A 21276-nucleotide genomic window follows, 5' to 3' on the forward strand; every position below is an offset into this window, starting at 1 on the left:
GCGATGACAGCTATCATTTTTGATAAACAGCATGTCCCTGCCGCTGCCCTGGCTGACTCCTGACCAGCCGCTGCCGGCGCCGCAGCAGGCCTGGGGCGACCATTCGCCCGCGCCGGGCCTGCTGGCGGCGGGCGGCGCCCTGAGCGTGCCGTGGCTGCTGCAGGCCTACCGCCAGGGCACGTTCCCGTGGTTCAGCGAGGGCCAGCCCATCCTGTGGTGGTGCCCGCAGCCGCGCATGGTGCTGCCGGTGGCGCAGTTCCGGCTACACCGCTCGCTGCGCAAGACCTTGCAGCGCTTTCGCGCCACACCGGGCTGCGAGGTGCGCGTGGACAGCGATTTTTCCGCCGTCATCCAGGCCTGCGCCAGCACGCCGCGCGCCGGCCAGGGCGGCGGTACCTGGATCGTGGCCGAGATGGTGGCCGCCTACGAGGCGCTGCACGCCGCCGGCCACGCGCACAGCGTCGAGACCTGGGTCGATGGCCGGCTGGTCGGCGGCCTGTACTGCGTGGCGCTGGGCCGGGCGGTGTTTGGCGAATCCATGTTCGCGCACGTCACCGACGCTTCCAAGATCGCGCTGGCGGCGCTGGTGGCCATCGCCCGGCGCGGCGGCGTGCAGCTGATCGATTGCCAGCAAAACACCCGGCATCTGGCCTCGCTGGGCGCGCATGAAGTGCCGCGCGCGCAGTTCCTGCAGCATGTGGCGGCAGCCAGTGCCAAGCCGGCGCTGCACTGGCGCTTCGAGAGCCGTGATTGGGCTGCCGTACTGGGCGCTGCAGGCCAGGCCGCCTCTGGCCCCTGACCCACGCCGCCCTGCTCCTGCGTCCTATAGCCGAAACCGACCAGCGGCGCAGCATAGCGGTCGCGGGCGCCGAGGACGGGCCGGTGCATGTGCCCGTGCCGCAGCTCAGCGACGAGGGGCTGGAGCGCACCATCGCCTCCTGGCAGCGCTGGTCGCGCGACTTTCGCTACGAAGGGCCGTGGGCGCAGGCTGTGCAGCGCAGCGCGCTGATCCTGAAGCTGCTGATGCACTAACCCACCGGCGCCATTGCCGCCGCTGCCACCACTTCGCTGCCCGAGAGCTGGCGCGGCGGCAAGAACTGGGACTACCGCTTCGGCTGGATACGCGACGCCGCCTTCACGGTGGAGGCGTTGATCCGCTTCGGCCTGCGCGAGGAGCCGCACGCCGCCGTCGCCTGGCTCTTGCGCGCCATCCAGCGCCACGGCCCGCGCCTGCACATCTTCTATGCCCTCGACGGCAGCCTGCCGGGCGGCGTGCAAGAGCGCTGCGTGCCGGGCTGGCGCGGCATCGGCCCGGTGGTGGCCGGCAACCGCGCCAATGGCCAGATGCAGTTCGGCATCTTCGGCGACCTGATGAAGCTCATGCGCGTCTATGTGCAAGCGGGCAATCTGCTGGACGCCGGGACGGCGCAGCTGCTGCGCACGCTGGCGGACGAAGTGCTGGGCCTGTGGCGCCAGGAGGATTCGGGCATCTGGGAGCTGCCGCAGACGCGGCACTACACCTCCTCCAAGATGGGCTGCTGGCAGGCGCTCATCGAGGCCGTGCGGCTGCACGAGATGGGCGCCATCGACGGGCCGGTGGCGCAATGGCGCGCCGAGGCCGACACCATCCGCGCCTGGGTGCGCGAGCACTGCTGGTCGCCGCAGCAGCGCAGCTACACCGCCTGGGCGGGCGGCACGGCGCTGGACGCCTCGGTGCTGCTGCACGCGGGCAGCGGCTTCGCCACCTGGCGCTGATCAACGCGGCGGTCACCGTGCAGGAATGCCGCAGGCAGGAGCAGGGATCGGCGCCGCCCGGGCAGGACTGAACCTGCTGCTGCCTATACTGGAAGCGCCCCCTGGAGCCGCCCCGGACACCAGCCGGACACCAGCCCGCCACCAGCCCTTTCGTTCGCTCCATTTTCGACAGCCGCGTGACGCAACTCAACGATCTCCCGCTGCAAAGCCTGCAGTTCTATGCCACGGCGCCCTACCCGTGCAGCTACCTGCAGGGCCGCCAGGCGCGCTCTCAGGTGGCCACGCCCAGCCACCTGATCCAGGGCGCGGTGTACTCGGAGCTGGTGGCGCAGGGCTTTCGCCGCAGCGGCATGTTCACCTATCGCCCGCACTGCGACGGCTGCCAGGCCTGCGTGCCGCTGCGCGTGCTGGCCACCGAGTTCCGCCCGGATCGCAGCCAGCGCCGTGCCGAGCGCCGCCACCAGGATCTGCAGGTGCGCGTGCTGCGCCTGTGCTATGTGCCCGAGCACTACCAGCTGTACCTGCGCTACCAGAACCAGCGCCACGCCGGCGGCGGCATGGATCACGACAGCATCGATCAGTACACGCAGTTCCTGCTGCAAAGCCGGGTCAACTCGCGCCTGGTGGAGTTTCGCCAGCCGTCCGAGGGCGGCGGGCCGGGCGTGCTCAAGATGGTCTCCATCCTGGACGTGCTCGACGACGGCCTGTCCGCCGTCTATACCTTCTACGAGCCTGAGGCCAACACCAGCTACGGCACCTACAGCGTGCTGTGGCAGATCCGCCAGGCGCAGGCGCTGGGCCTGGCGCATGTCTATCTGGGCTACTGGATCGAGCAAAGCGCCAAGATGAACTACAAGGCGCGCTTCCTGCCGCACGAGCGGCGCCTGGCGGGTCAGTGGCAGCGCTTTGAGGAAATTTAGGTGATTTCGGGCCCAAACCCAAGCCAGGCAAGCGCTGACAGCTACTATTTTAATAGTCACGCAGGGCTATTCATCGCTGCAACGCCGCTGAGAGCGTGTTTACGATCCCCGCGCGGGTGCGCGAGCGCGGCCTCGGGCGGTCTGCGGCGTTGCAAATCCTCGCGATAGCACGAGCTATCGCTGCGGTTTGCGCCTGGCAGCCCATCCCGATCCGCACCGGCGCCCCTGCGCGCGGAGATCGTAAACACGCTCTGAGGGCGGACTCCTCAGGGCGCCAGGTCGAACACCAGCACCTCCGCGTCCTGCCCCTGCGCCAGCGCCACGGCGGCTTCGTCGCGCAGCAACAGCGCATCGCCCGCCTGCAGCGCCACGCCATTGGCCACGACGCTGCCGCGCGCCACCTGCACATAGGCCTTGCGCCGGGGGTTCAGCTCCAGCCGCTCCGACTCGTCACCGTCGAACAAGCCGGCATGGATGCGCGCATCGGCATGGAGGGCGACGGCGCCGCCCTGGCCCTGCGGCGCGGCGATGCAGTGCAGCCGGCCACGCTTGTCGGCATCGCTGACGCTGGCCTGCTCGTAGCCCGGCTCGATGCCATGCTGCGCGGGCAGGATCCAGATCTGCAGAAAATGCACGGCCTGGCTGGCCGAGTGGTTGAACTCGCTGTGCATGACGCCGGTGCCGGCGCTCATGCGCTGCACGTCACCGCTCGGGATGGTCTTGACGTGGCCCAAGCTGTCGCGGTGCGCCAGCTCACCCGAGAGCACGTAGCTGATGATCTCCATGTCCCGGTGGCCGTGCGTGCCGAAGCCCATCCCGGGGGCCACACGGTCTTCGTTGATGACGCGCAGGTTGCCCCAGCCCATGTGCTGCGGGTCGTGGTAGCTGGCAAAGGAAAAGCTGTGCCGGGATTGCAGCCAGCCGTGGTCGGCCTGGCCGCGTTCGTGCGAGCGGCGGATGGTGTGCATGGAGTCTCCAGATGGCAAAAAACAAGAGGCGGCAAGAGGCGGCGCCCATCGGCGCCTACGGGTATGTGCTGTGCCGGCACCAGGGGAGAGCGCTGGGCCGGCCCCATCAGCGCGTGTAGAGTAAAGCCACTTCCCTGCCGGCGCTGCCGGCACATCGCCACCCTCCGTGCCAGGCCCGACCATGACTGCATCCCGACACCCCACCCCTGCCGCCGGTGCGCGCCGCTTTGCCGTGGTCGGCGCCGGCATGGCCGGCGTGGCCTGCGCGCGCACGCTGGCGCAGGCCGGCCACACGGTCACCCTGATCGAAAAACAGCCGCACGCCGGCGGGCGCACCAGCTCGGTGGACACAGCCTATGGCAGCTTCGACGCTGGCGCGCAGTATTTCACTGTGCGCGACGAGCGTTTCGCCCTGGCGCTGCAGACCGTGCCCGAGCTGACGCGCCGCTGGAGCGTCAGCACCGTGCGCGTGCTCGACGCCAGTGGCCGGGTGGCCGCCGCCGCGCCACCGCCGGGCGAGGCGCACTGGGTGGCCACGCCGACCATGGATGCGCTGGTGCAGGCCTGGGCCGAGCCGCTGGCGCGCGCCGGGCGGCTGCTGACCCACACCAGCGTCACGCGCATCGAGCGCGACCCCATGCGCCCGCGCGCCTGGCAACTGCGCACCGAATCGCTCGACGGCAGCTCGCGCACCCTGGCCGGCTTCGACGCCGTGGTGCTGGCCCTGCCGGCGCCGCAGACACAAGAGCTGCTGGCGCAGTGCGCCCTGGCCCCCGAGTGGGCGCCGGCCCTGTCGGACGTGCAGATTGCGCCGTGCTGGACGCTGATGCTGGCCTTTGCCCAGGCCGTGCGCCCGGGCCTGGTGACGCTGGGGCCGCAGTGGAACGCCGCGCGCAGCACGCATCACCGCGTGGCCTGGGTGGCGCGCGAGTCCAGCAAGCCGGGCCGCACGCAGATCGAGCGCTGGACGGTGCAGGCCTCGCCGGCCTGGTCGCGCGAGCATCTGCACGACGACCATGCCCGCATCCGCGCCAAGCTCACGCGCGCCTTTGCCGAAGTCACTGGCATCCACGCCGCGCCCACGCAAGCCCAGGTGCGCTGCTGGCCTCATGCCCAGACGCAGACTGCGCTGGGCCAGCCCTTCGTCTGGGACGAGGCCGCCGGCCTGGGCGCCTGCGGCGACTGGTGCCTGGGGCACAGGCTGGAGGACGCCTTCGTCTCGGGCCTGTCGCTGGCGCTGGCGGCCCTCTGATGTTCTGAAGTCCTGCCGCGTCTCTTGCCATACGTTGGCCGTTTCGCCCCCTCGCCCACCGGCGCGCTGCACGCCGGCTCGCTGGTCGCCGCGCTGGCCAGCTGGCTGGACGCGCGCGCTGCCGGCGGACGCTGGCTGGTGCGCATCGAGGACATCGACCCGCCGCGCTGCCCCGGTGGCGCCGCCGAGCGCATCCTGCAGCAGTTGGCCGCCTGCCAGCTGCTGCCCGACGCACCGCCGCTGTGGCAGTCCAGCCGCAGTGCGCGCTACCAGCAGGTGCTCGACGCGTGCGTGGCGCGCGGCCTGGCCTATCCCTGCGCCTGCACGCGCCGCGACATCGATGCCGCCCTGGCAGCGCGCGGCCTGGTGCATGAGCGCCATGTCGAGCGCCCCTACCCCGGCACCTGCCGCGCCGGCCTGGGGGGGCGCGCGCCGCGTGCCTGGCGCTTCCACACCGAAAAATACCAGTCGAATCAGCCGCAAACCCTTGCCAGTCAAGCGCTGACAGCTATGATTTTTTTGAGCAGCCAAGGCGTGCGCTGGCACGACCGCCGCCTGGGCTGGCAGGCGCAGGACGTGGCCGCCCAGGTGGGCGATTTTGTGCTGCGCCGCGCTGACGGCCTGTGGAGCTACCAGCTGGCCGTGGTGGTCGATGATGCCGACCAGGGCATCACCCACATCGTGCGCGGCGAGGATCTGGCCGACAACACGCCGCGCCAGCTCCTGCTGCAAGCCGCCCTGGGCCTGGCCACGCCGCGCTACCTGCACGCGCCGCTGGTGCGCGCCAGCGATGGCGAAAAACTCTCCAAGCAGCACGGCGCCCCGGCCATCGACGAAACACGCCCGCTGGCCGTGCTGGCCGACGCAGCACGCGCGCTGGCCCTGCCCCCGCCTCCGGCTGGCGCCACAGTCGGCCAAGCGCTTGCTTTGTGGGTACGCGCCTGGGCGGATATCTACAATCGCACACCGTGACCGAAACCCCGACCTCTCCCGCCACCGCCCGCCCCGCACCGCACCGCCCTGACACTCCTGCGGATGTCGCCCACCCCAAGGGCATCAAAAGCTATGTGCGCCGCGCCGGCCGCACTACCACCGGCCAAAGCCGCGCCCTGGAAGAACTCGGGCCGCGCTACGTGCTGGACTACGCCCCGCAGCCGCTGGACGCGCACGCTGCCTTTGGCCGCCAGGCGCCGCTGATCCTGGAGATCGGCTTCGGCATGGGCGAGGCCACGGCGCATATCGCCGGCGTGCGCCCGGGCGATGACTTCCTGTGCTGCGAAGTCCATGAGCCCGGCGTGGGCGCGCTGCTCAAGCGCATCGGCGAGCAAGGCCTGACCAATATCCGCATCGTGCAGCACGATGCCGTCGAGGTGCTGGAGCACATGCTGGCGCCGCAGTCGCTGGCCGGCATCCACATCTTCTTTCCCGACCCGTGGCACAAGAAGCGCCACAATAAGCGCCGCCTGATCCAGCCGCCGCTGGTGGCCCGGCTGGCCAGCCGCCTGGCGCCCGGCGGCTACCTGCACTGCGCCACCGACTGGCAGCCCTACGCCGAGCAGATGCTGCAGGTGCTGTCGCACGAACCCCTGCTGGCCAACACGGCCACCGGCTATGCACCCAAGCCCGACTACCGCCCCCTGACCAAGTTCGAAAACCGCGGCCTGCGCCTGGGCCACGGCGTGTGGGATCTGGTGTTTCGGCGCACCGGGCAGGCCTGATGCCCGTCCTTTCCGTCCCGTTCAGCTGAGAATCTCCCGCCATGAAACCCCTGCTGCAGAACCTGGCCGAGATGACTGCCCACCGCGATCACCTGCGCCTGGAGGTATCGGTTCTCTCTACCATCCTGCAGCAAGGACGCAACATGCAGGTGCGCGCGCTGGAGCTGTTCAATGCCGGGCGCGATGGCGAGACCATGCTGCGCCCGCGCAGCTGGAGCCATGACGGGCAGATCGTCACCAGCACCTTCGAGGCCGTGTCCGACCCCCATGCCATTACCCTGGCGCAGTTGCCCGAGCTGGCCGAGTGCATCGCCGCCAGCGCACGCAGCGCCGAGCGCGTCAGTGCCGAGCAGCACGTGCTGTGGCTGCCGGTCTGGCTGGGCGAGCGCGCCCAGACTTGCCTGGAAGTGACCCAGCCGCGCCGCCTGAGCCGCCATCAGCGCGACGTCATCACCGCCGTGTTCCTGGTCTATCAGAACTACCAGAGCCTGCTGGACTACAGCGAGCGCGATGCGCTGACCGGCCTGCTCAACCGCAAGACCTTCGACGAGCAGTTTGCCCGCCGAGGCAACATCAGCGCACAGCCCCTGCCGGACGCACCCGAGCAGCCGCGCGACTGGCTGGCGGTGGTGGATATCGATCATTTCAAGCTGGTCAACGACCGCTTCGGCCACCTGTATGGCGACGAGGTGCTGATCCTGGTGGCCAACCGCCTGCGTAGCCAGTTCCGCAGTCAGGACAGGATCTTCCGCTTCGGCGGCGAGGAGTTCGTGGTGCTGCTGCGCTCAAGTACGCTGGAGCAGGCCTGCAGTGCCATGGAGCGCCTGCGTGCCGCCGTGGCCGCGCATGAGTTCCCACAAGTCGGCCACATCACCGTCAGCGTCGGATTTGCAGCCACCGACAGTGGCGCGCCCGTGGAAATCCTGGGCCGGGCCGACCAGGCGCTGTACTACGCCAAGGAGCACGGGCGCAATCGCGTCTGCCACTACGAGGAGTTGGTGGCCAGCGGCGCCCTGGCCCGCAAGGTCGAACACAGCGAGGTCGAGTTGTTCTGAGCGCCTGAGGCCCCCTGAGGGGCCACCATCGAGCCGCAGAGGCTCAGAGGCGCTCGCCCACCCAGCCGGCCACCGAGGCCAGCGCCTGCGGCAGCGCGGCCGCATCGGTGCCGCCGGCCATGGCCATGTCGGGCTTGCCGCCGCCCTTGCCGCCGACCTGCGCGGCGACGAAGTTGACCAACTCGCCGGCCTTGACGCGGCCCAGGCTGTCGGCGGTGACGCCGGCGGCCAGCTGCACCTTGTCGCCGTCAACCGCAGCCAGCACGATGGCGGCAGTCCCCAGCTTGTCCTTGAGCTTGTCCATGGTCTCGCGCAGTGCACGGGCGTCGGCGCCTTCGAGCCTTGCCGCCAGCACTTTCAGACCCTTGACCTCGACAGCCTGGCTGACCAGGTCGTCGCCCTGCGAGGCCGCCAGCCGGCCCTTGAGCGCGGCGACTTCCTTTTCCAGGGCGCGCACCTGATCGAGCACCTGCGCCAGGCGCGGCTGCACTTCGGTCAACGGGGCCTTGAGCGTGGCGGCAGCGGATTCGAGCGTGGCTTCGAGCTGCTGCACCCAGGCCAGGGCATTGGCGCCGGTGATGGCTTCGACGCGGCGCACGCCGGCGGCCACGCCGCCCTCGGCGACGATCTTGAACAGGCCGATGTCACCGGTGCGCGCCACGTGCGTGCCGCCGCACAGTTCGCGGCTGGTGCCGATGTCCAGCACCCGCACGGTCTCGCCGTATTTCTCGCCGAACAGCATCACGGCGCCGGTCTTTTGCGCGCTCTCGATGTCCATGACGCGCGCCTGGGTGGCGCCGTTGGCCAGGATTTCTGCGTTGACCAGGCGCTCGATCTCGGCAATCTGCGCGTCGTTCAGGGGCGCGTTGTGCGTGAAGTCGAAGCGCGTGCGCTCATCGTTGACCAGCGAGCCCTTTTGCTGCACGTGGCCGCCCAGCACTTCGCGCAGCGCCTTGTGCATCAGGTGTGTGGCGCTGTGGTTGCGCACGGTGGCGGCGCGCAAGCCGGCATCGACGCGCGCGGTCACGGCATCGCCCACGCGCAGCGTGCCCTGGGTCTGCGTGCCGTGGTGGCCGAAGACATCGGCGCGGATCTTTTGCGTGTCCGACACGCCGAACTGCACGCCCTCGGCGGCGAGCAGGCCCTGGTCACCCACTTGGCCACCGGACTCGGCATAGAACGGTGTCGAGGACAGCACGACCACGCCGCTCTGGCCCTCGGTCAGCTCCTGCACCGGGCTGCCTTCGTGGTACAGGGCCACGACCTGCGCGCCCTCTTGCAGGCAGTCGTAGCCGGTGAAGGCGTGTCCGGCGCCCGAATACTCGAGCGCCTTGTCCATCTTGAACTTGCCCGCCGCGCGCGCCTGGCTCTTTTGCCGCTCCATGGCGGCGTCGAAGCCGGCGCTGTCCACCTCCACGCCGCGCTCGCGCGCCACGTCCTGCGTCAGATCCAGCGGGAAGCCGTAGGTGTCGTGCAGCTTGAAGGCCACGTCGCCGGGCAGTTCGGTGGCGCCACCGGCCAGCGCCGCATCCAGGATTTCCATGCCATGCGCCAGCGTCTCGAAGAAACGCTCTTCTTCCACGCGCAGCACCTCGGTGATGCGCCCGGCCTGCTCGCGCAGCTTCGGATAGGCATCGCCCATCTGCGCCACCAGGTCAGCCACCAACTTGTGGAAGAAGGGCGCTTTCTGGCCCAGCTTGTAGCCGTGGCGGATGGCGCGGCGGATGATGCGCCGCTGCACGTAGCCGCGCCCTTCGTTGCTGGGGATGACGTCGTCGGCCACCAGGAAGGCCGTGGCGCGGATGTGGTCGGCAATCACTTTCAACGACGGATTGGCCAGGTCGGCGGTGTCCGTTTCACGTGCGGCGGCCCGGATCAGCACTTCGAACAGGTCGATCTCGTAGTTGCTGTGTACGTGCTGCAGGATGGCGGCCAAGCGCTCCAGGCCCATGCCGGTATCGACGCAAGGCGCCGGCAGCGGCACCACGCTGCCGTCTTCCTTCATGTCGAACTGCATGAACACGTGGTTCCAGATCTCGATGAAGCGGTCGCCGTCCTCGTCCGGGCTACCCGGGGGGCCGCCGGGGATGTGCGGGCCGTGGTCGTAGAAGACCTCCGAGCACGGGCCGCAGGGGCCGGTGTCGGCCATCATCCAGAAGTTGTCGCTCTTGTACTTGCCGCCCTTGTTGTCGCCGATGCGGATCACGCGCTCGGGCGGCAGGCCGATTTCCTTGGTCCAGATGTCGTAGGCCTCGTCGTCCTCGTGATAGACCGTGGCCAGCAGCTTGTCTGCCGGCAGCTTGTACACCTGGGTCAGCAGCTCCCAGCCCCAGTGGATGGACTCGCGCTTGAAGTAGTCGCCGAACGACCAGTTGCCCAGCATCTCGAAAAATGTGTGATGACGCGCGGTGTAGCCGACGTTTTCCAGGTCGTTGTGCTTGCCGCCGGCGCGCAGGCAGGTCTGCACCGAGGCCGCGCGCACGTAGGGGCGCTTGTCGGTGCCCAGGAACACATCCTTGAATTGCACCATCCCAGAGTTGGTGAACATCAGCGTCGGGTCGTTGCCCGGCACCAGCGGGCTGGAAGCCACCACCGTATGTCCCTTGGCGGCGAAGAAGTCGAGAAACGTCTTGCGGATGTCCGCAACGGAAAAAGTGGGTGTGCTCATGGCTGTCGTGGGGAGTGGGCGTGCTGCGTGCTGCGCTGCGGCAAACCGGCCATTATAAATTTCCGGCCTACAGCGGATCGACCAAAAAAAAGGCCTGGATACGCTCCAAGCCCTTGATTTCATTTATGAGAGGGTGGTGGGTGCTGACGGGCTCGAACCGCCGACCTACGCCTTGTAAGGGCGCCGCTCTACCAACTGAGCTAAGCACCCCTCTCAAGAATTGTTGAAACTCTTTCCTGCGTTCAGTTCAGGGCATCCTTCAATGCCTTGCCTGGACGAAACTTCGGCACTTTAGCAGCTTTTATCTTGATCGTGGCGCCAGTGCGCGGATTGCGGCCCGTGCGCGGGGCGCGGCGCCCGACGGCAAAGGTGCCAAAGCCCACCAGGGACACCGTGCCGCCTTCTTTCAGAGTCTGCTTGACCGCATCGATGGTGGATTCGAGCGCGCGCGTGGCAGCGGCCTTGGAGATGTCGGCGTTGTTGGCGATGTGCTCGATCAATTCGGTCTTGTTCACAGAAAAATCCCTCTCGCGTGGACAGTGGATACATGGCGCGGAACGGCAAATTCTAGACGCAATTGCCACCCCGATTCAGGCTGGGCGCTGCCGTGCTGTCGCGCAGACGCCGGTGCCGGGTCGATACCCGATTGACAAGCAGCGCACCAGGCAGCCGCCTCCTCAACGCTTGACGCGCGCACGGATTTCCGGCAGCGCCTTTTGCAGGTAGTACACCATCGACCACACCGTGAGCACCGCCGCCAGCCAGATCAGCCAGGTGCCCCACACGCCGGTGTCGATGCCCGCCACGCGCCCGTCGTAGAGCAGAAAAGGGATGGCTACCATCTGCACCGTGGTCTTGAGCTTGCCCAGCATGTGTACGGCCACGCTGCGCGCCGCGCCGATCTGCGCCATCCACTCGCGCAGCGCGCTGATGGCGATCTCGCGGCCAATGATGATCAGGCCGACGAACACGTCGGCGCGCTGCAGATGCACCAGCACCAGCAGCGACGCACAGACCAGGAATTTGTCCGCCACCGGGTCGAGGAAGGCGCCGAAGGCCGAGGTCTGGTTCAGCTTGCGCGCCAGGAAGCCATCGAGCCAGTCGGTGGCGGCAAACACCATGAACATGACGGTGGCGATGAGGTTGCGCGCCTCGGGCGCCAGCGGCAGGTAGAACACGCCCACGATCAGCGGGATGGCGACGATGCGCGTCCACGTCATCAGGGTGGGGATGGTGAAAAACATGGGGCGCGATTGTGGCATGGGGTGTCGCCCTGCTGCATTAGCGCAGCGCGCGGTAGATGTCCTCTGCCAGTGCCTGCGAAATGCCTTCCACCTGCATCAGATCCTGCACGCTGGCATCGTGTACGCCGCGCACGCCGCCAAAGCGCTGCAGCAGCCGTGCGCGCCGCTTGGGGCCGATGCCGGGGATGTCCTCCAGCCGGCTGGCCCCCGCGCCCACGCGCACCCGGGCGCGCGCCGCGCGCATCCCGGTGATGGCGAAGCGGTGCGCCTCGTCGCGGATTTGCGCCACCAGCATCAGCGCTGCCGAATCGCGCCCGAGGAAGATCTTGGGCCGGCCATCGGCAAAGACCAGCTCCTCCAGGCCCACCTTGCGGCCCTCGCCCTTTTCCACGCCGACGATGCGCGCGATGTCCAGGCCCAGCCCGGTGAACACTTCGCGCGCCATGCTGACCTGGCCCTTGCCGCCATCGACCAGCACCACGTCGGGCAGGCGCGCCTGACGGCTGCTGACCTCGGCCCCGCCGGCCTCGCGCTGGGCCTGGGCCACCGGGGCATAGCGGCGCTCCAGCACCTGGCGCATGGCGGCGTAGTCGTCGCCGGGCGTGATGCCCTCGATGCGGTAGCGCCGGTACTCGCTGCTTTGCATCCTGTGGTGGTGAAAAACCACGCACGAGGCCTGCGTGGCCTCGCCCGCCGTGTGCGAGATGTCGAAGCACTCGATGGTGATCTCGTCGAGCCGCTCCATGTCCAGATCCAGCACCTCGGCCAGGGCGCGCGTTCTGGCCTGCTGCGAACCTTCCTCGGCCAGCAGGCGGGCCAGTTGCAGCTCGGCGCCGCGCTGCGCCATGTCCAGCCAGGCGCGGCGCTGCTCGCGCGGCTGCTGCACGGCCGTCACGCGCACGCCGCTTTGCTGGGCCAGCGCGGCCAGCAGCTCGGGGCTGACCGGCTCGCTCACCACCAGCGTCGGCGGCACCGGCACGCCCAGGTAGTGCTGGGCGATGAAGGCCTCCAGCACCTGCGCGGCGACGCTGTGCCCGCCGTCGCTGGCGTGCGCGGCGGCCTCTTCCTCGGCGTGCCAGACGCCGGCGGCATCCTCGACATGCACCGGAAAATAGGCCCGGTCGCCCAGATGCCGCCCGCCGCGCACCATGGCCAGGTTGACGCAGGCACGCCCACCCTGCACGCGCACGGCCAGGATGTCCACATCCTTGTCGCTCACCGTCTCGATGGCCTGCTGGTGCAGCACGCGCGACAGGGCCGTGATCTGGTTGCGCACCTCGGCGGCCTGCTCGAACTCAAGCTGCTCGGCGTGCGTCAACATGCGCTGCTCCAGCTGCGCCAGCAACTCCTGCGTCTCGCCGCGCAGCAGCGCCTCGGCGTGGGCCACGTCCACGGCGTAGGCCTGGGGCGAGATCAGGCCGACGCAGGGCGCCGTGCAGCGCTTGATCTGGTAGAGCAGGCAGGGCCGGGTGCGGTTGGCAAAAACCGTGTCCTCGCAGGTGCGCAGGCGAAACACCTTCTGCAGCAGCTGGATCGTTTCCTTGACGGCCCAGCCGCTCGGATAGGGGCCGAAGTAGCGGTGGCGCCGGTCGGTGCTGCCGCGGTAGTAGGCCATGCGCGGGAAACGCTGGCCGGGCGCCTCGCCCGTGCCATCCCTGGCCGCCACGCCGGTGAGCTTCAGGTAGGGGTAGCTCTTGTCGTCCCGAAACAGGATGTTGTACTTCGGGTGCAGCGTCTTGATGAGGTTGTTTTCCAGCAGCAGCGCCTCGGCCTCGGAGCGCACCACCGTCGTCTCCAGCCGCACGATCTTGCCCACCATGTGGCCGATACGCGTGCCGCCATGCTGCTTGGTGAAATAGCTGGAAACGCGCTTTTTCAGGTTGCGCGCCTTGCCTACGTACAAGAGCGTGCCCGCCTCGTCGAAATAGCGATAGACGCCGGGCAGCGGCGGCAGGGCCGCCACCTGGGCGAGCAGTTCCTCGGGATGGGCAGCAGCGCGGGTCATGGCGCTATTGTGGGTGCAGCGGGACAAGCCTGTTTTGCTACCAAATAAATAGCTGTCAGCGCTTGTCCTGTATGGTCAAAATCGTCTTTTGACCCAAAATCATCCACTCACTGGACGATGCCCCGCTCGCGCAGCAGCGCGATCTGCCCGGGCGTCAGGCCGGCCTCGGCCAGCACGGCATCGGTGTCCTCGCCCAGGTGCGGGGCGCTCGCGCGGATGCGCCCGGGCGTGGCCGAGAGCTTGGGGACTATGCCCGGCACCAGCAGTTCATGGCCATCGCGCGTGCGCTGGGTCAGCAGCATGTCGCGCGCGCGGTAGTGCGGATCCTGGGCGATGTCGCGTGCGGTATAGACCTTGCCCGCCGGCACGCGCGCCGCCGCCAGCGCCTCGACCACTTCGGCCACGCCGCGCGCAGCCGTCCACTGCCCGATGGCATCGTCGATCTCGGCCACGCGCGCCACGCGGCCAGTGTTGCCGGCCAGTTGCGTATCGGCGGCCAGATCGGCGCGGCCAATGGCCGTCATCAGGCGCCTGAAGATGCTGTCGCCATTGCCGGCCACCAGCACCCAGCCGTCCTGGCAGGGGTAGGCATTGCTTGGCGCGATGCCCGGCAGGGCGCTGCCGGCGGGCTCGCGCACGGCGCCAAAGGCGCTGTACTCGGGGATCAGGCTTTCCATGCAGTTGAAGACGGCCTCGTGCAGCGCCACGTCGATGACCTGGCCCGGCCCGCCGTGCGCCTTGCGGTGGTACAGCGCCAGCAGCACGCCGATGGCGCCATGCAGCGCCGCCAGCGTGTCGCCGATGGACACGCCTACGCGCACCGGCACGCGGCCCGGCTCGGCCGTGAGGTGGCGCAGGCCGCCCATGGCCTCGCCGATGACGCCAAAGCCCGGCAGGTCGCGGTACGGCCCGCTCTGGCCGTAGCCGGAGATGCGCAGGATGATCAGCCCGGGGTTGAGCGCGTGCAGCGCCTCGGGCGCCAGGCCCCAGCCCTCCAGCGTGCCGGGGCGGAAGTTCTCGATCAGCACGTCGGCCTCGGCGATCAGGCGCCGGGCGATGTCCTGGCCCTCGGCGCAGCGCAAGTCCAGCGCCAGCGACTGCTTGTTGCGCGACTGCACCTGCCACCACACCGAGGTGCCGTCCTGCAGCAGGCGCCACTTGCGCAGCGGATCGCCCTCGCCCGTGGCCTCGATCTTGATGATGTCGGCGCCGAAGTCGCCCAGCGTCTTGCCGGCAAACGGCCCGGCGATCAGCTGGCCCATCTCGACCACGCGCACGCCGGCCAGGGCCTGCGGGGCGGCGGTGCTGGAGGGGTGCTGGGTCAGTGCCTGCTCGGTCATCGAAAGCCTCTCGCGTAGTGAATCCTGGTCTGGAAAGAAGGCAAGGCGACGGCGCGCCTGCCATGCGCGCGGCATCTTGCCATGCCCGGCGCTGCCGATAATCGCCCGCCATGCCCAGCCCCGCCCCTGCACCAGCCCCTGCCGCCGCGCCTTTGCTCCCGGCCCGGCCCTCGCCACCCGCACTGCGCTGGGATATCTTCTGCCAGGTCATCGACAACTTCGGCGACATAGGCGTGTGCTGGCGTCTGGCTGCCGACCTGGCGGCGCGCGGACACAGCGTGCGCCTGTGGACGGACGACGCCAGCGCCCTGGCCTGGATGGCACCGCAGGGCGCTGCCGGCGTGCAGGTGCTGCCCTGGCCGACGCAGCCGCCCGAGGACGGTGCGGGCGACGTGGTGGTCGAGGCCTTCGGCTGCGAGATCCCGGCGCCCTTTGTTACCGCCATCGCACAGGCGGCACGGGAAAGCGCAGGCACAGGCGAAAGCACAGGCGAAGGCCAACGCGCGCCGCTGTGGATCAACCTGGAATACCTGTCCGCCGAAGCCTATGTCGAGCGCTGCCACGGCCTGCCCTCGCCGCTGGCCAGCGGGCCGGGAGCCGGGCTGACGCGCTGGTTCTTCTACCCCGGCTTCACGCCGCGCACGGGCGGCCTGCTGCGCGAGCCGGGCCTGTCGGCACGCCAGGCGGCCTTCGACCGCACGGCCTGGCGACGGCGCCACGGCATCGCCCCGGATGCCCTGACCGTCAGCCTGTTTTGCTACGAGCCACCGGCGCTGGGACAGTTGCTGGCGCAATTGCAGGGCTGCCCGGGCGCCCACCTGCTGGCCACCCCGGGCCGTGCCAGTGCTGCGCTGCGCCAGGCGCTGTGCGCCGCGTCTCCTGCCTTGCTCCCTCTCCCGCTGGCGGGAGAGGGGGCTGAAGGCAGGCTGGAGCGTGGCGAACAGGCACGTTTTTCAGATGAAATCGGCCTCAAACCATTGCTGGGCAAGCGCTGCCAGCTATCAATTTCGTATCTCCCACCCCGCCCACAGCCGCAGTTCGACGAGCTGCTGTGGGCCTGCGAGCTGAACTTCGTGCGCGGCGAGGACTCGCTGGTGCGCGCCCTGTGGGCCGGCCAGCCGCTGGTCTGGCACATCTACCCGCAGCACGACAACGCCCACCACGCCAAGCTGCACGCCTTCCTGGACTGGCTGGCCGCCCCGCCCTCGCTGCGCCAGGCTCATCTGGCCTGGAACGGCCTGGCTGCGCCCACCTCACTGCCTGCATTGCTGCAGCCTGCCACCCTGGCCGAATGGCGCGCCTGCATCCAGACGGCGCGCCATCGCCTCATGCAGCAGCCGGATTTGTTGACCCAACTGCTGGGGTTTGTGCGCGACAAAAGCTAGAATCGCCGGCTTTGCGCCATCCGTGGCCGGCTCTTTCAGCGTGATCGATGCCAGCCGGCGCCCCCGCCGCAAGCGTCCCAGCGCCGGGGTGATTCAGCAGAGGCCCTGCCCGGCAGGCCCTGCCGGTTTCGCCCCGCCTCGTGCGAGCGGCCTAACCTTCACCTCTATCAGGCCAAGCCATGAAACTCGCTCAAGAAATCCGCGCCGGCAACGTCATCATGCAGGGCAAAGACCCCATGATCGTGCTGCGCACCGAATACGCCCGCGGTGGCCGCGGCGCCGCCACCGTGCGCATGAAGCTCAAGGGCCTGCTCAACAGCATGGGCACCGAAGTCGTCTTCAAGGCCGACGACAAGATCGACAACGTGGTGCTGGACAAGAAGGAATGCACCTATTCCTACTTCGCCGACCCGATGTATGTCTGGATGGACACCGAGTACAACCAGTACGAGGTCGAAGCCGGCAACATGGGCGACGCCATCAGCTTCCTGGAAGACGGCATGACCGCCGAAGTGGTGTTCTACGACGGCAAGGCGATTTCGGTCGAACTGCCCACCAGCGTCGAGCGCGAAATCACCTGGACTGAGCCCGCCGTCAAGGGCGACACCTCGGGCAAGGTGCTCAAGCCGGCCAAGATCGCCACCGGCTTTGAAGTGCCGGTGCCGCTTTTCGTCTCGCAAGGCGACAAGATCGAAATCGACACCCGCACGGGCGAATACCGCAAGCGCGTCTGAAGCGCCGGCAGCGTCCAGCAGAAAGGCTTCCCGAGGGAAGCCTTTTTTGTGCCTGCCCGGCCTACTGGTTTGTGCTCCTTCCCCCTTGGGGGAAGGCTGGGATGGGGGCCGGCTGGCGGTGGGCGCAGCGGCCAGATATTCAGCCGCCGCCGGGGGAGCAGGAGATCGTCAGACCGGCACGCCCACCAGATCGTGCCCCTGCGTGCCGACGATGCGCGCGCGCACGAAGTCGCCGCTCTTGTAGGCCCGGCTGGCCTTTTCGACGGGCTGCAGATGCACCACGCCGTCGATCTCCGGCGCATCGGCCCAGGAGCGGCCCACGCCGCCCTTCTTGCCCAGGCTCACGGCCTTGTCCACCAGCACCTGCATTGTCGAGCCGATGCGCTGCGCCAGGCGCGCCGTGGACACCTCTTCCGCCACCGCCATGAAGCGCGCGCGGCGCTCCTCGCGCAGCAAGGTGGGCAACATGCCCGGCAGCGCATTGGCCGCCGCGCCCGGCACGTCGCTGTAGGCAAAGCAGCCGGCGCGGTCGATCTGCGCCTCGCGCAGGAAATCCAGCAGGTGCTGGAATTCCTCCTCCGTCTCGCCCGGAAAACCGGCGATGAAGGTGCTGCGAATGACCAGTTGCGGACACTGCTCGCGCCAGCGCTGGATGCGCTCCAGGTTCTTCTCGCCGCTGGCCGGGCGCTTCATGCGGCGCAGCACATCCGGGTGGCTGTGCTGCAGCGGCACGTCCAGATAGGGCAGCACCAGGCCCTCGTTCATCAGCGGGATCAGCTCGTCCACGCTGGGGTAGGGATAGACGTAGTGCAGCCGCACCCAAGCGCCGTGGGGCCGGGCCAGCTCGCCCAGCGCCTGCACCAATTCGAGCAGCCGCGTGCGCACCGGCTTGCCGTCCCAGAAACCCGTGCGGTATTTCACGTCCACGCCATAGGCCGAGGTGTCCTGACTGACCACCAGCAACTCCTTGACGCCGCCCTCGAACAGCGCACGCGCCTCACGCAGCACGTCGCCCACCGGGCGCGAGACCAGGTCGCCACGCATGGACGGGATGATGCAGAAGGTGCAGCGGTGGTTGCAGCCCTCGCTGATCTTCAGGTAGGCGTAGTGGCGCGGCGTGAGCTTGATGCCGGCTTCGCCAAACGCCCCCGGCACCAGGTCGATGAAGGGGTCGTGCGGCTTGGGCAGGTGGCGATGCACCACATCCATGACCTCCTGCGCCGCGTGCGGGCCAGTCACCGCCAGCACGCTCGGGTGTACGTCCTGCACCAGCGTGCCGCCGCCGTCCTTGCCGGCCTTGGCGCCCAGGCAGCCGGTGACGATGACCTTGCCGTTTTCGGCCAGCGCCTCGCCTATGGTGTCCAGGCTTTCGCGCACGGCGTCATCAATGAAGCCGCAGGTGTTGACGATGACCAGATCGGCGCCGTCGAAGGACTTGGAGGTGCGGTAGCCCTCGGCGGAGAGCTGGGTCAGGATGAGTTCGGAATCGGTCAGATTCTTCGGGCAGCCCAGGCTGGCGAAGGCGATCTTGGGAGCCTGGGCCGCCGACTGCGCGCCCTCGACAGTGGATTGCATGGCGTGTGTCTCGCAGCGTCGCAGCGCGACCTGTTTGGGGAGGTTGCGGAAGGGAAAAAGGCGCAAATTCTACGGCAGTGCCTGTTTTTCCCCTCTGTCCAGGCTATTTTTCCAGCCAGACCAGCAAGTCCTTCATCGCGCCCTCGCCATCGGTGCCAAAGCCGGCGATGCCGATGCGCTTGAGGATTTCGACCCCTTGCGGCCTTCCAGCCAGGCTTTCCAGCTCGCCCTGGACAGCCTTGATCTGCGCGGCATCGAAGCGGCGGTGCGCCACCAGCGGAAAGTAGGGTTGCGGGACGCTGCCATGCAGGATGCTCAGGCCCTCTTGCTCCAGTTTTCTGGCCGGGCCCGAGTACGAAGCAATACCGCCCACATCAGCAAGCTTGTTGTTCAGGTAAAACGACACGGCGGCCTGCTCGCGCACGTATTTCACGTCCTCGGCTGCCAGCTTGATGCCCTGGTCACGCAGTTCGGCACGGCAAAACCGCGCCATGTACGACACCTGCTCGGGCATCACGAAACGCCTGCCGCGGGCATCGGCCAGTGTCTTGACGGGCGAATCTTGGGGCACAACGATCAGGCACTGACCGGCGGGCTTGGCGTTGGCGACGTAGCGATAGCCGCTGTCGCGCATACCCCGGGCCGGATAGTCGCTGGGCCGGGCCATGACGAAATCGAACCGGCCCTCCTTCATGCCGTTTTCCAATGTGGCGAACTCGCGCGCAAACACTACGCGGACTTTGCTGTTCAGGGCGCCCCCGATGACGTTGGCCAAGTCCTGGTACTTGGCGATGGCCTGGGCATGATCCAGCCCGCCAGAGGTGCCCTCACTGACCACCAGCACCAACTGCTGTGCCTGGGGCGGCATCTGGGGCTGCGCCTGAGCGTGCGACATGCTGGCCGGCAACAGCAGGCAGCTCAGGAAAGCGGACAGGCACAGCAACTGGAACATGCGAACGGTGGTCATGGAAGGTCTCGAGCAAGATGGGCAGGATGGCTTTAGGCGACGAGCCAGCATAGCCAACCCAGCCTGTGCGACCAAGAGGTTTTGCCAGCCCATTGCCTGGGCCGCCATTGCGTTCTTTGCCCTTGGGGGACAATCGCCGGCTTTGCCCGCCTGCGCCCCCTGCCCAGCCCCACCCCGCCATGAAAAGCCCCGAACTGCTGCTGCCCGCCGGCTCGCTCGACAAGATGCGCGCCGCCTACGATTTCGGCGCCGATGCCGTCTATGCCGGCCAGCCGCGCTACAGCTTGCGTGCGCGCAACAACGAGTTCCGCCTGGAGCAGATCGCCCAGGGCATCAGCGAAGCGCACGCGCGCAGCAAGAAGTTCTTCGTCACCAGCAACCTGATCGCGCACAACGACAAGGTGCGCACCTATCTGCGCGACATCGAGCCGGTCATAGCGTGCCGGCCCGACGCCTTCATCATGGCCGACCCGGGCCTGATCATGATGGTCAAGGACAAGTGGCCCGAGACCGAGATCCATCTGTCGGTGCAGGCCAACACGACCAACTGGGCCACCGTCAAGTTCTGGCAGAGCGTGGGTGTGTCGCGCATCATCTTGTCGCGCGAGCTGTCGCTCGACGAGATCGAGAAGATCCGCCAGGAATGCCCGGACATGGAGCTGGAGGTGTTCGTCCACGGCGCGCTGTGCATTGCGTATTCAGGCCGCTGCCTGCTATCGGGCTACTTCAACCGGCGCGACCCCAACCAGGGCACCTGCACCAACGCCTGCCGCTGGGAGTACAAGACGCACGATGCGGCCGTCGATCCCAACACCGGCGAGGCCCTGGCCTCGCGCATGGACAGCAGCGGCGGCGCGGCCTTCAACTTCGAGGCCGCGCGCCAGGAGGCCGACAGCCAGTTCAGCAGCACCACGCAAAGTACCTGCGGCAGCGGCCAGCGCCACCCCAGGGCCGATCAGGTCTATCTGATCGAGGAAAGAGGCCGCCCCGGCGAGCTGATGCCCATCATGGAAGACGAGCACGGCACCTACATCATGAACAGCAAGGACTTGCGCGCCGTCGAGCACGTCGAGCGGCTGGTCAGGATAGGCGTCGATTCGCTCAAGATCGAGGGCCGCACCAAGAGCCTGTACTACGTGGCGCGCACGGCGCAGGTCTATCGCCGGGCGATTGATGATGCCGTGGCGGGGCGGCCCTTCAATCCACACCTGATCACCGAGCTGGAGGGCCTGGCCAATCGCGGCTACACCGGTGGCCTGCTGGAGCGCCGCCCGGCCAACGACTACCAGAACTACGAAACCGGCAACAGCGTGCTGCAGCGCGCCCACTTCGTCGGCGAGGTACGCGGCTATGCGGACGGCATGGCCGAGGTGGAAACCAAGAACCGCTTCGCCGTGGGCGATCGGCTGGAGATCATCCACCCCAGCGGCAACCGCCAGATCGAGCTGAGGGAAATGTTCAACCTGGACGGCGAGCCGGTGCAGGTCGCCCAGGGCAGCCCGATCCGCGTGCGCATCCCGCTCGAAGGGCCGGTGGACGGCGCGCTGATCTCGCGCCTGCTTTGATATGCATAGCTGGCAGCGCTTGCCCATCAAGGGTTTGAGGCAGAAAACACCTTGAAACCGTTGTGCAGCAAGCGCTGCCAGCTATTGTTTTTGATGAAAGGCCCGACCGGGCCTTTTGCTTTTGC

The 21276-nt window shown here is 68.2% G+C and carries 19 protein-coding genes and 1 tRNA gene; 11 read left to right on the forward strand and 9 right to left on the reverse strand.

Annotation, left to right across the window (positions count from 1 at the left end; translation table 11 throughout):
* The first annotated feature begins 31 nt into the window (after window positions 1-31).
* The 4 genes from aat to IDM45_RS06460 all read left to right on the forward strand — a co-directional run bounded on the left by aat (window position 32) and on the right by IDM45_RS06460 (window position 2675).
* Window positions 32-799 carry a leucyl/phenylalanyl-tRNA--protein transferase gene (aat, locus tag IDM45_RS06445; protein ID WP_209422113.1) on the forward strand — a complete coding sequence of 256 codons (768 nt, stop codon included), beginning with the start codon at window positions 32-34 and terminating at the stop codon, window positions 797-799.
* Between the two features lie 95 nt (window positions 800-894).
* Entirely contained in the window at window positions 895-1032 is a 138-nt protein-coding gene (locus IDM45_RS06450; protein WP_209422114.1) for a hypothetical protein, read from the forward strand.
* 12 nt (window positions 1033-1044) lie between these two features.
* Entirely contained in the window at window positions 1045-1755 is a 711-nt protein-coding gene (locus IDM45_RS06455) for a glycoside hydrolase family 15 protein (RefSeq protein ID WP_209424031.1), read from the forward strand.
* Between the two features lie 176 nt (window positions 1756-1931).
* A complete protein-coding gene (locus IDM45_RS06460) occupies window positions 1932-2675 on the forward strand; it encodes an arginyltransferase (protein WP_209422115.1) in 744 nt (247 codons plus the stop codon).
* Between the two features lie 266 nt (window positions 2676-2941).
* On the opposite strand, the gene IDM45_RS06465 is transcribed toward IDM45_RS06460, so the two are convergent.
* Entirely contained in the window at window positions 2942-3643 is a 702-nt protein-coding gene (locus tag IDM45_RS06465; protein ID WP_209422116.1) for a pirin family protein, read from the reverse strand.
* 181 nt (window positions 3644-3824) lie between these two features.
* Here IDM45_RS06465 and IDM45_RS06470 point away from each other — a divergent pair, with 181 nt between their 5' ends.
* The 4 genes from IDM45_RS06470 to IDM45_RS06485 are packed head-to-tail and all read left to right on the forward strand — an operon-like array spanning window position 3825 to window position 7668.
* Window positions 3825-4895: an NAD(P)/FAD-dependent oxidoreductase gene (locus IDM45_RS06470; protein ID WP_209422117.1), complete on the forward strand. Its 1071-nt coding sequence runs from the start codon at window positions 3825-3827 to the stop codon at window positions 4893-4895.
* A gap of 24 nt (window positions 4896-4919) precedes the next feature.
* On the forward strand, window positions 4920-5867 hold the full coding sequence (gene gluQRS, locus IDM45_RS06475; protein WP_209422118.1) for a tRNA glutamyl-Q(34) synthetase GluQRS: 948 nt from the start codon (window positions 4920-4922) through the stop codon (window positions 5865-5867).
* A complete protein-coding gene (trmB, locus tag IDM45_RS06480) occupies window positions 5864-6613 on the forward strand; it encodes a tRNA (guanosine(46)-N7)-methyltransferase TrmB (protein ID WP_232654240.1) in 750 nt (249 codons plus the stop codon). The genes gluQRS and trmB overlap by 4 nt, the downstream gene beginning before the upstream one ends.
* Window positions 6614-6654: 41 nt before the next feature.
* Window positions 6655-7668 carry a GGDEF domain-containing protein gene (locus IDM45_RS06485; protein WP_209422120.1) on the forward strand — a complete coding sequence of 338 codons (1014 nt, stop codon included), beginning with the start codon at window positions 6655-6657 and terminating at the stop codon, window positions 7666-7668.
* A gap of 43 nt (window positions 7669-7711) precedes the next feature.
* On the opposite strand, the gene alaS is transcribed toward IDM45_RS06485, so the two are convergent.
* The 6 genes from alaS to IDM45_RS06515 all read right to left on the reverse strand — a co-directional run bounded on the left by alaS (window position 7712) and on the right by IDM45_RS06515 (window position 14925).
* A complete protein-coding gene (gene alaS, locus IDM45_RS06490) occupies window positions 7712-10336 on the reverse strand; it encodes an alanine--tRNA ligase (protein ID WP_209422121.1) in 2625 nt (874 codons plus the stop codon).
* A gap of 134 nt (window positions 10337-10470) precedes the next feature.
* Window positions 10471-10546, reverse strand: a tRNA-Val gene (locus tag IDM45_RS06495).
* Between the two features lie 32 nt (window positions 10547-10578).
* Window positions 10579-10851 (reverse strand): HU family DNA-binding protein, encoded by a 273-nt coding sequence (locus tag IDM45_RS06500; RefSeq protein WP_209422122.1) that lies wholly within the window; start codon window positions 10849-10851, stop codon window positions 10579-10581.
* Between the two features lie 162 nt (window positions 10852-11013).
* The gene (gene pgsA, locus IDM45_RS06505; protein ID WP_209422123.1) at window positions 11014-11580 is read right to left on the reverse strand and encodes a CDP-diacylglycerol--glycerol-3-phosphate 3-phosphatidyltransferase; all 567 of its coding nucleotides are present in this window, start codon (window positions 11578-11580) and stop codon (window positions 11014-11016) included.
* Between the two features lie 37 nt (window positions 11581-11617).
* The gene (gene uvrC / locus IDM45_RS06510) at window positions 11618-13585 is read right to left on the reverse strand and encodes an excinuclease ABC subunit UvrC (protein ID WP_209422124.1); all 1968 of its coding nucleotides are present in this window, start codon (window positions 13583-13585) and stop codon (window positions 11618-11620) included.
* 107 nt (window positions 13586-13692) lie between these two features.
* Window positions 13693-14925 carry a CaiB/BaiF CoA transferase family protein gene (locus IDM45_RS06515; RefSeq protein ID WP_209422125.1) on the reverse strand — a complete coding sequence of 411 codons (1233 nt, stop codon included), beginning with the start codon at window positions 14923-14925 and terminating at the stop codon, window positions 13693-13695.
* Between the two features lie 110 nt (window positions 14926-15035).
* On the opposite strand from IDM45_RS06515, the gene IDM45_RS06520 reads away from it, so the two are divergent.
* Both IDM45_RS06520 and efp read left to right on the forward strand, forming a co-directional pair.
* Window positions 15036-16310, forward strand: coding sequence for an elongation factor P maturation arginine rhamnosyltransferase EarP (locus tag IDM45_RS06520; RefSeq protein ID WP_209422126.1), 1275 nt, complete (start codon window positions 15036-15038; stop codon window positions 16308-16310).
* Window positions 16311-16489: 179 nt separating this feature from the next.
* Window positions 16490-17044 (forward strand): elongation factor P, encoded by a 555-nt coding sequence (gene efp, locus IDM45_RS06525; RefSeq protein ID WP_209422127.1) that lies wholly within the window; start codon window positions 16490-16492, stop codon window positions 17042-17044.
* A 168-nt stretch (window positions 17045-17212) separates the two neighbouring features.
* Here the strand turns inward: efp and rimO are convergent, their stop codons facing one another.
* Entirely contained in the window at window positions 17213-18619 is a 1407-nt protein-coding gene (rimO, locus tag IDM45_RS06530) for a 30S ribosomal protein S12 methylthiotransferase RimO (protein WP_209422128.1), read from the reverse strand.
* A 103-nt stretch (window positions 18620-18722) separates the two neighbouring features.
* Window positions 18723-19586, reverse strand: a complete 864-nt coding sequence (locus tag IDM45_RS06535) for a phosphate/phosphite/phosphonate ABC transporter substrate-binding protein (RefSeq protein ID WP_232654239.1) — start codon at window positions 19584-19586, stop codon at window positions 18723-18725.
* 179 nt (window positions 19587-19765) lie between these two features.
* Here IDM45_RS06535 and trhP point away from each other — a divergent pair, with 179 nt between their 5' ends.
* Entirely contained in the window at window positions 19766-21151 is a 1386-nt protein-coding gene (gene trhP, locus IDM45_RS06540) for a prephenate-dependent tRNA uridine(34) hydroxylase TrhP (RefSeq protein WP_209422129.1), read from the forward strand.
* Window positions 21152-21276 lie beyond the last annotated feature (125 nt).

The organism is Melaminivora jejuensis (genome assembly GCF_017811175.1).
Lineage (GTDB): Bacteria > Pseudomonadota > Gammaproteobacteria > Burkholderiales > Burkholderiaceae_C > Melaminivora > Melaminivora jejuensis.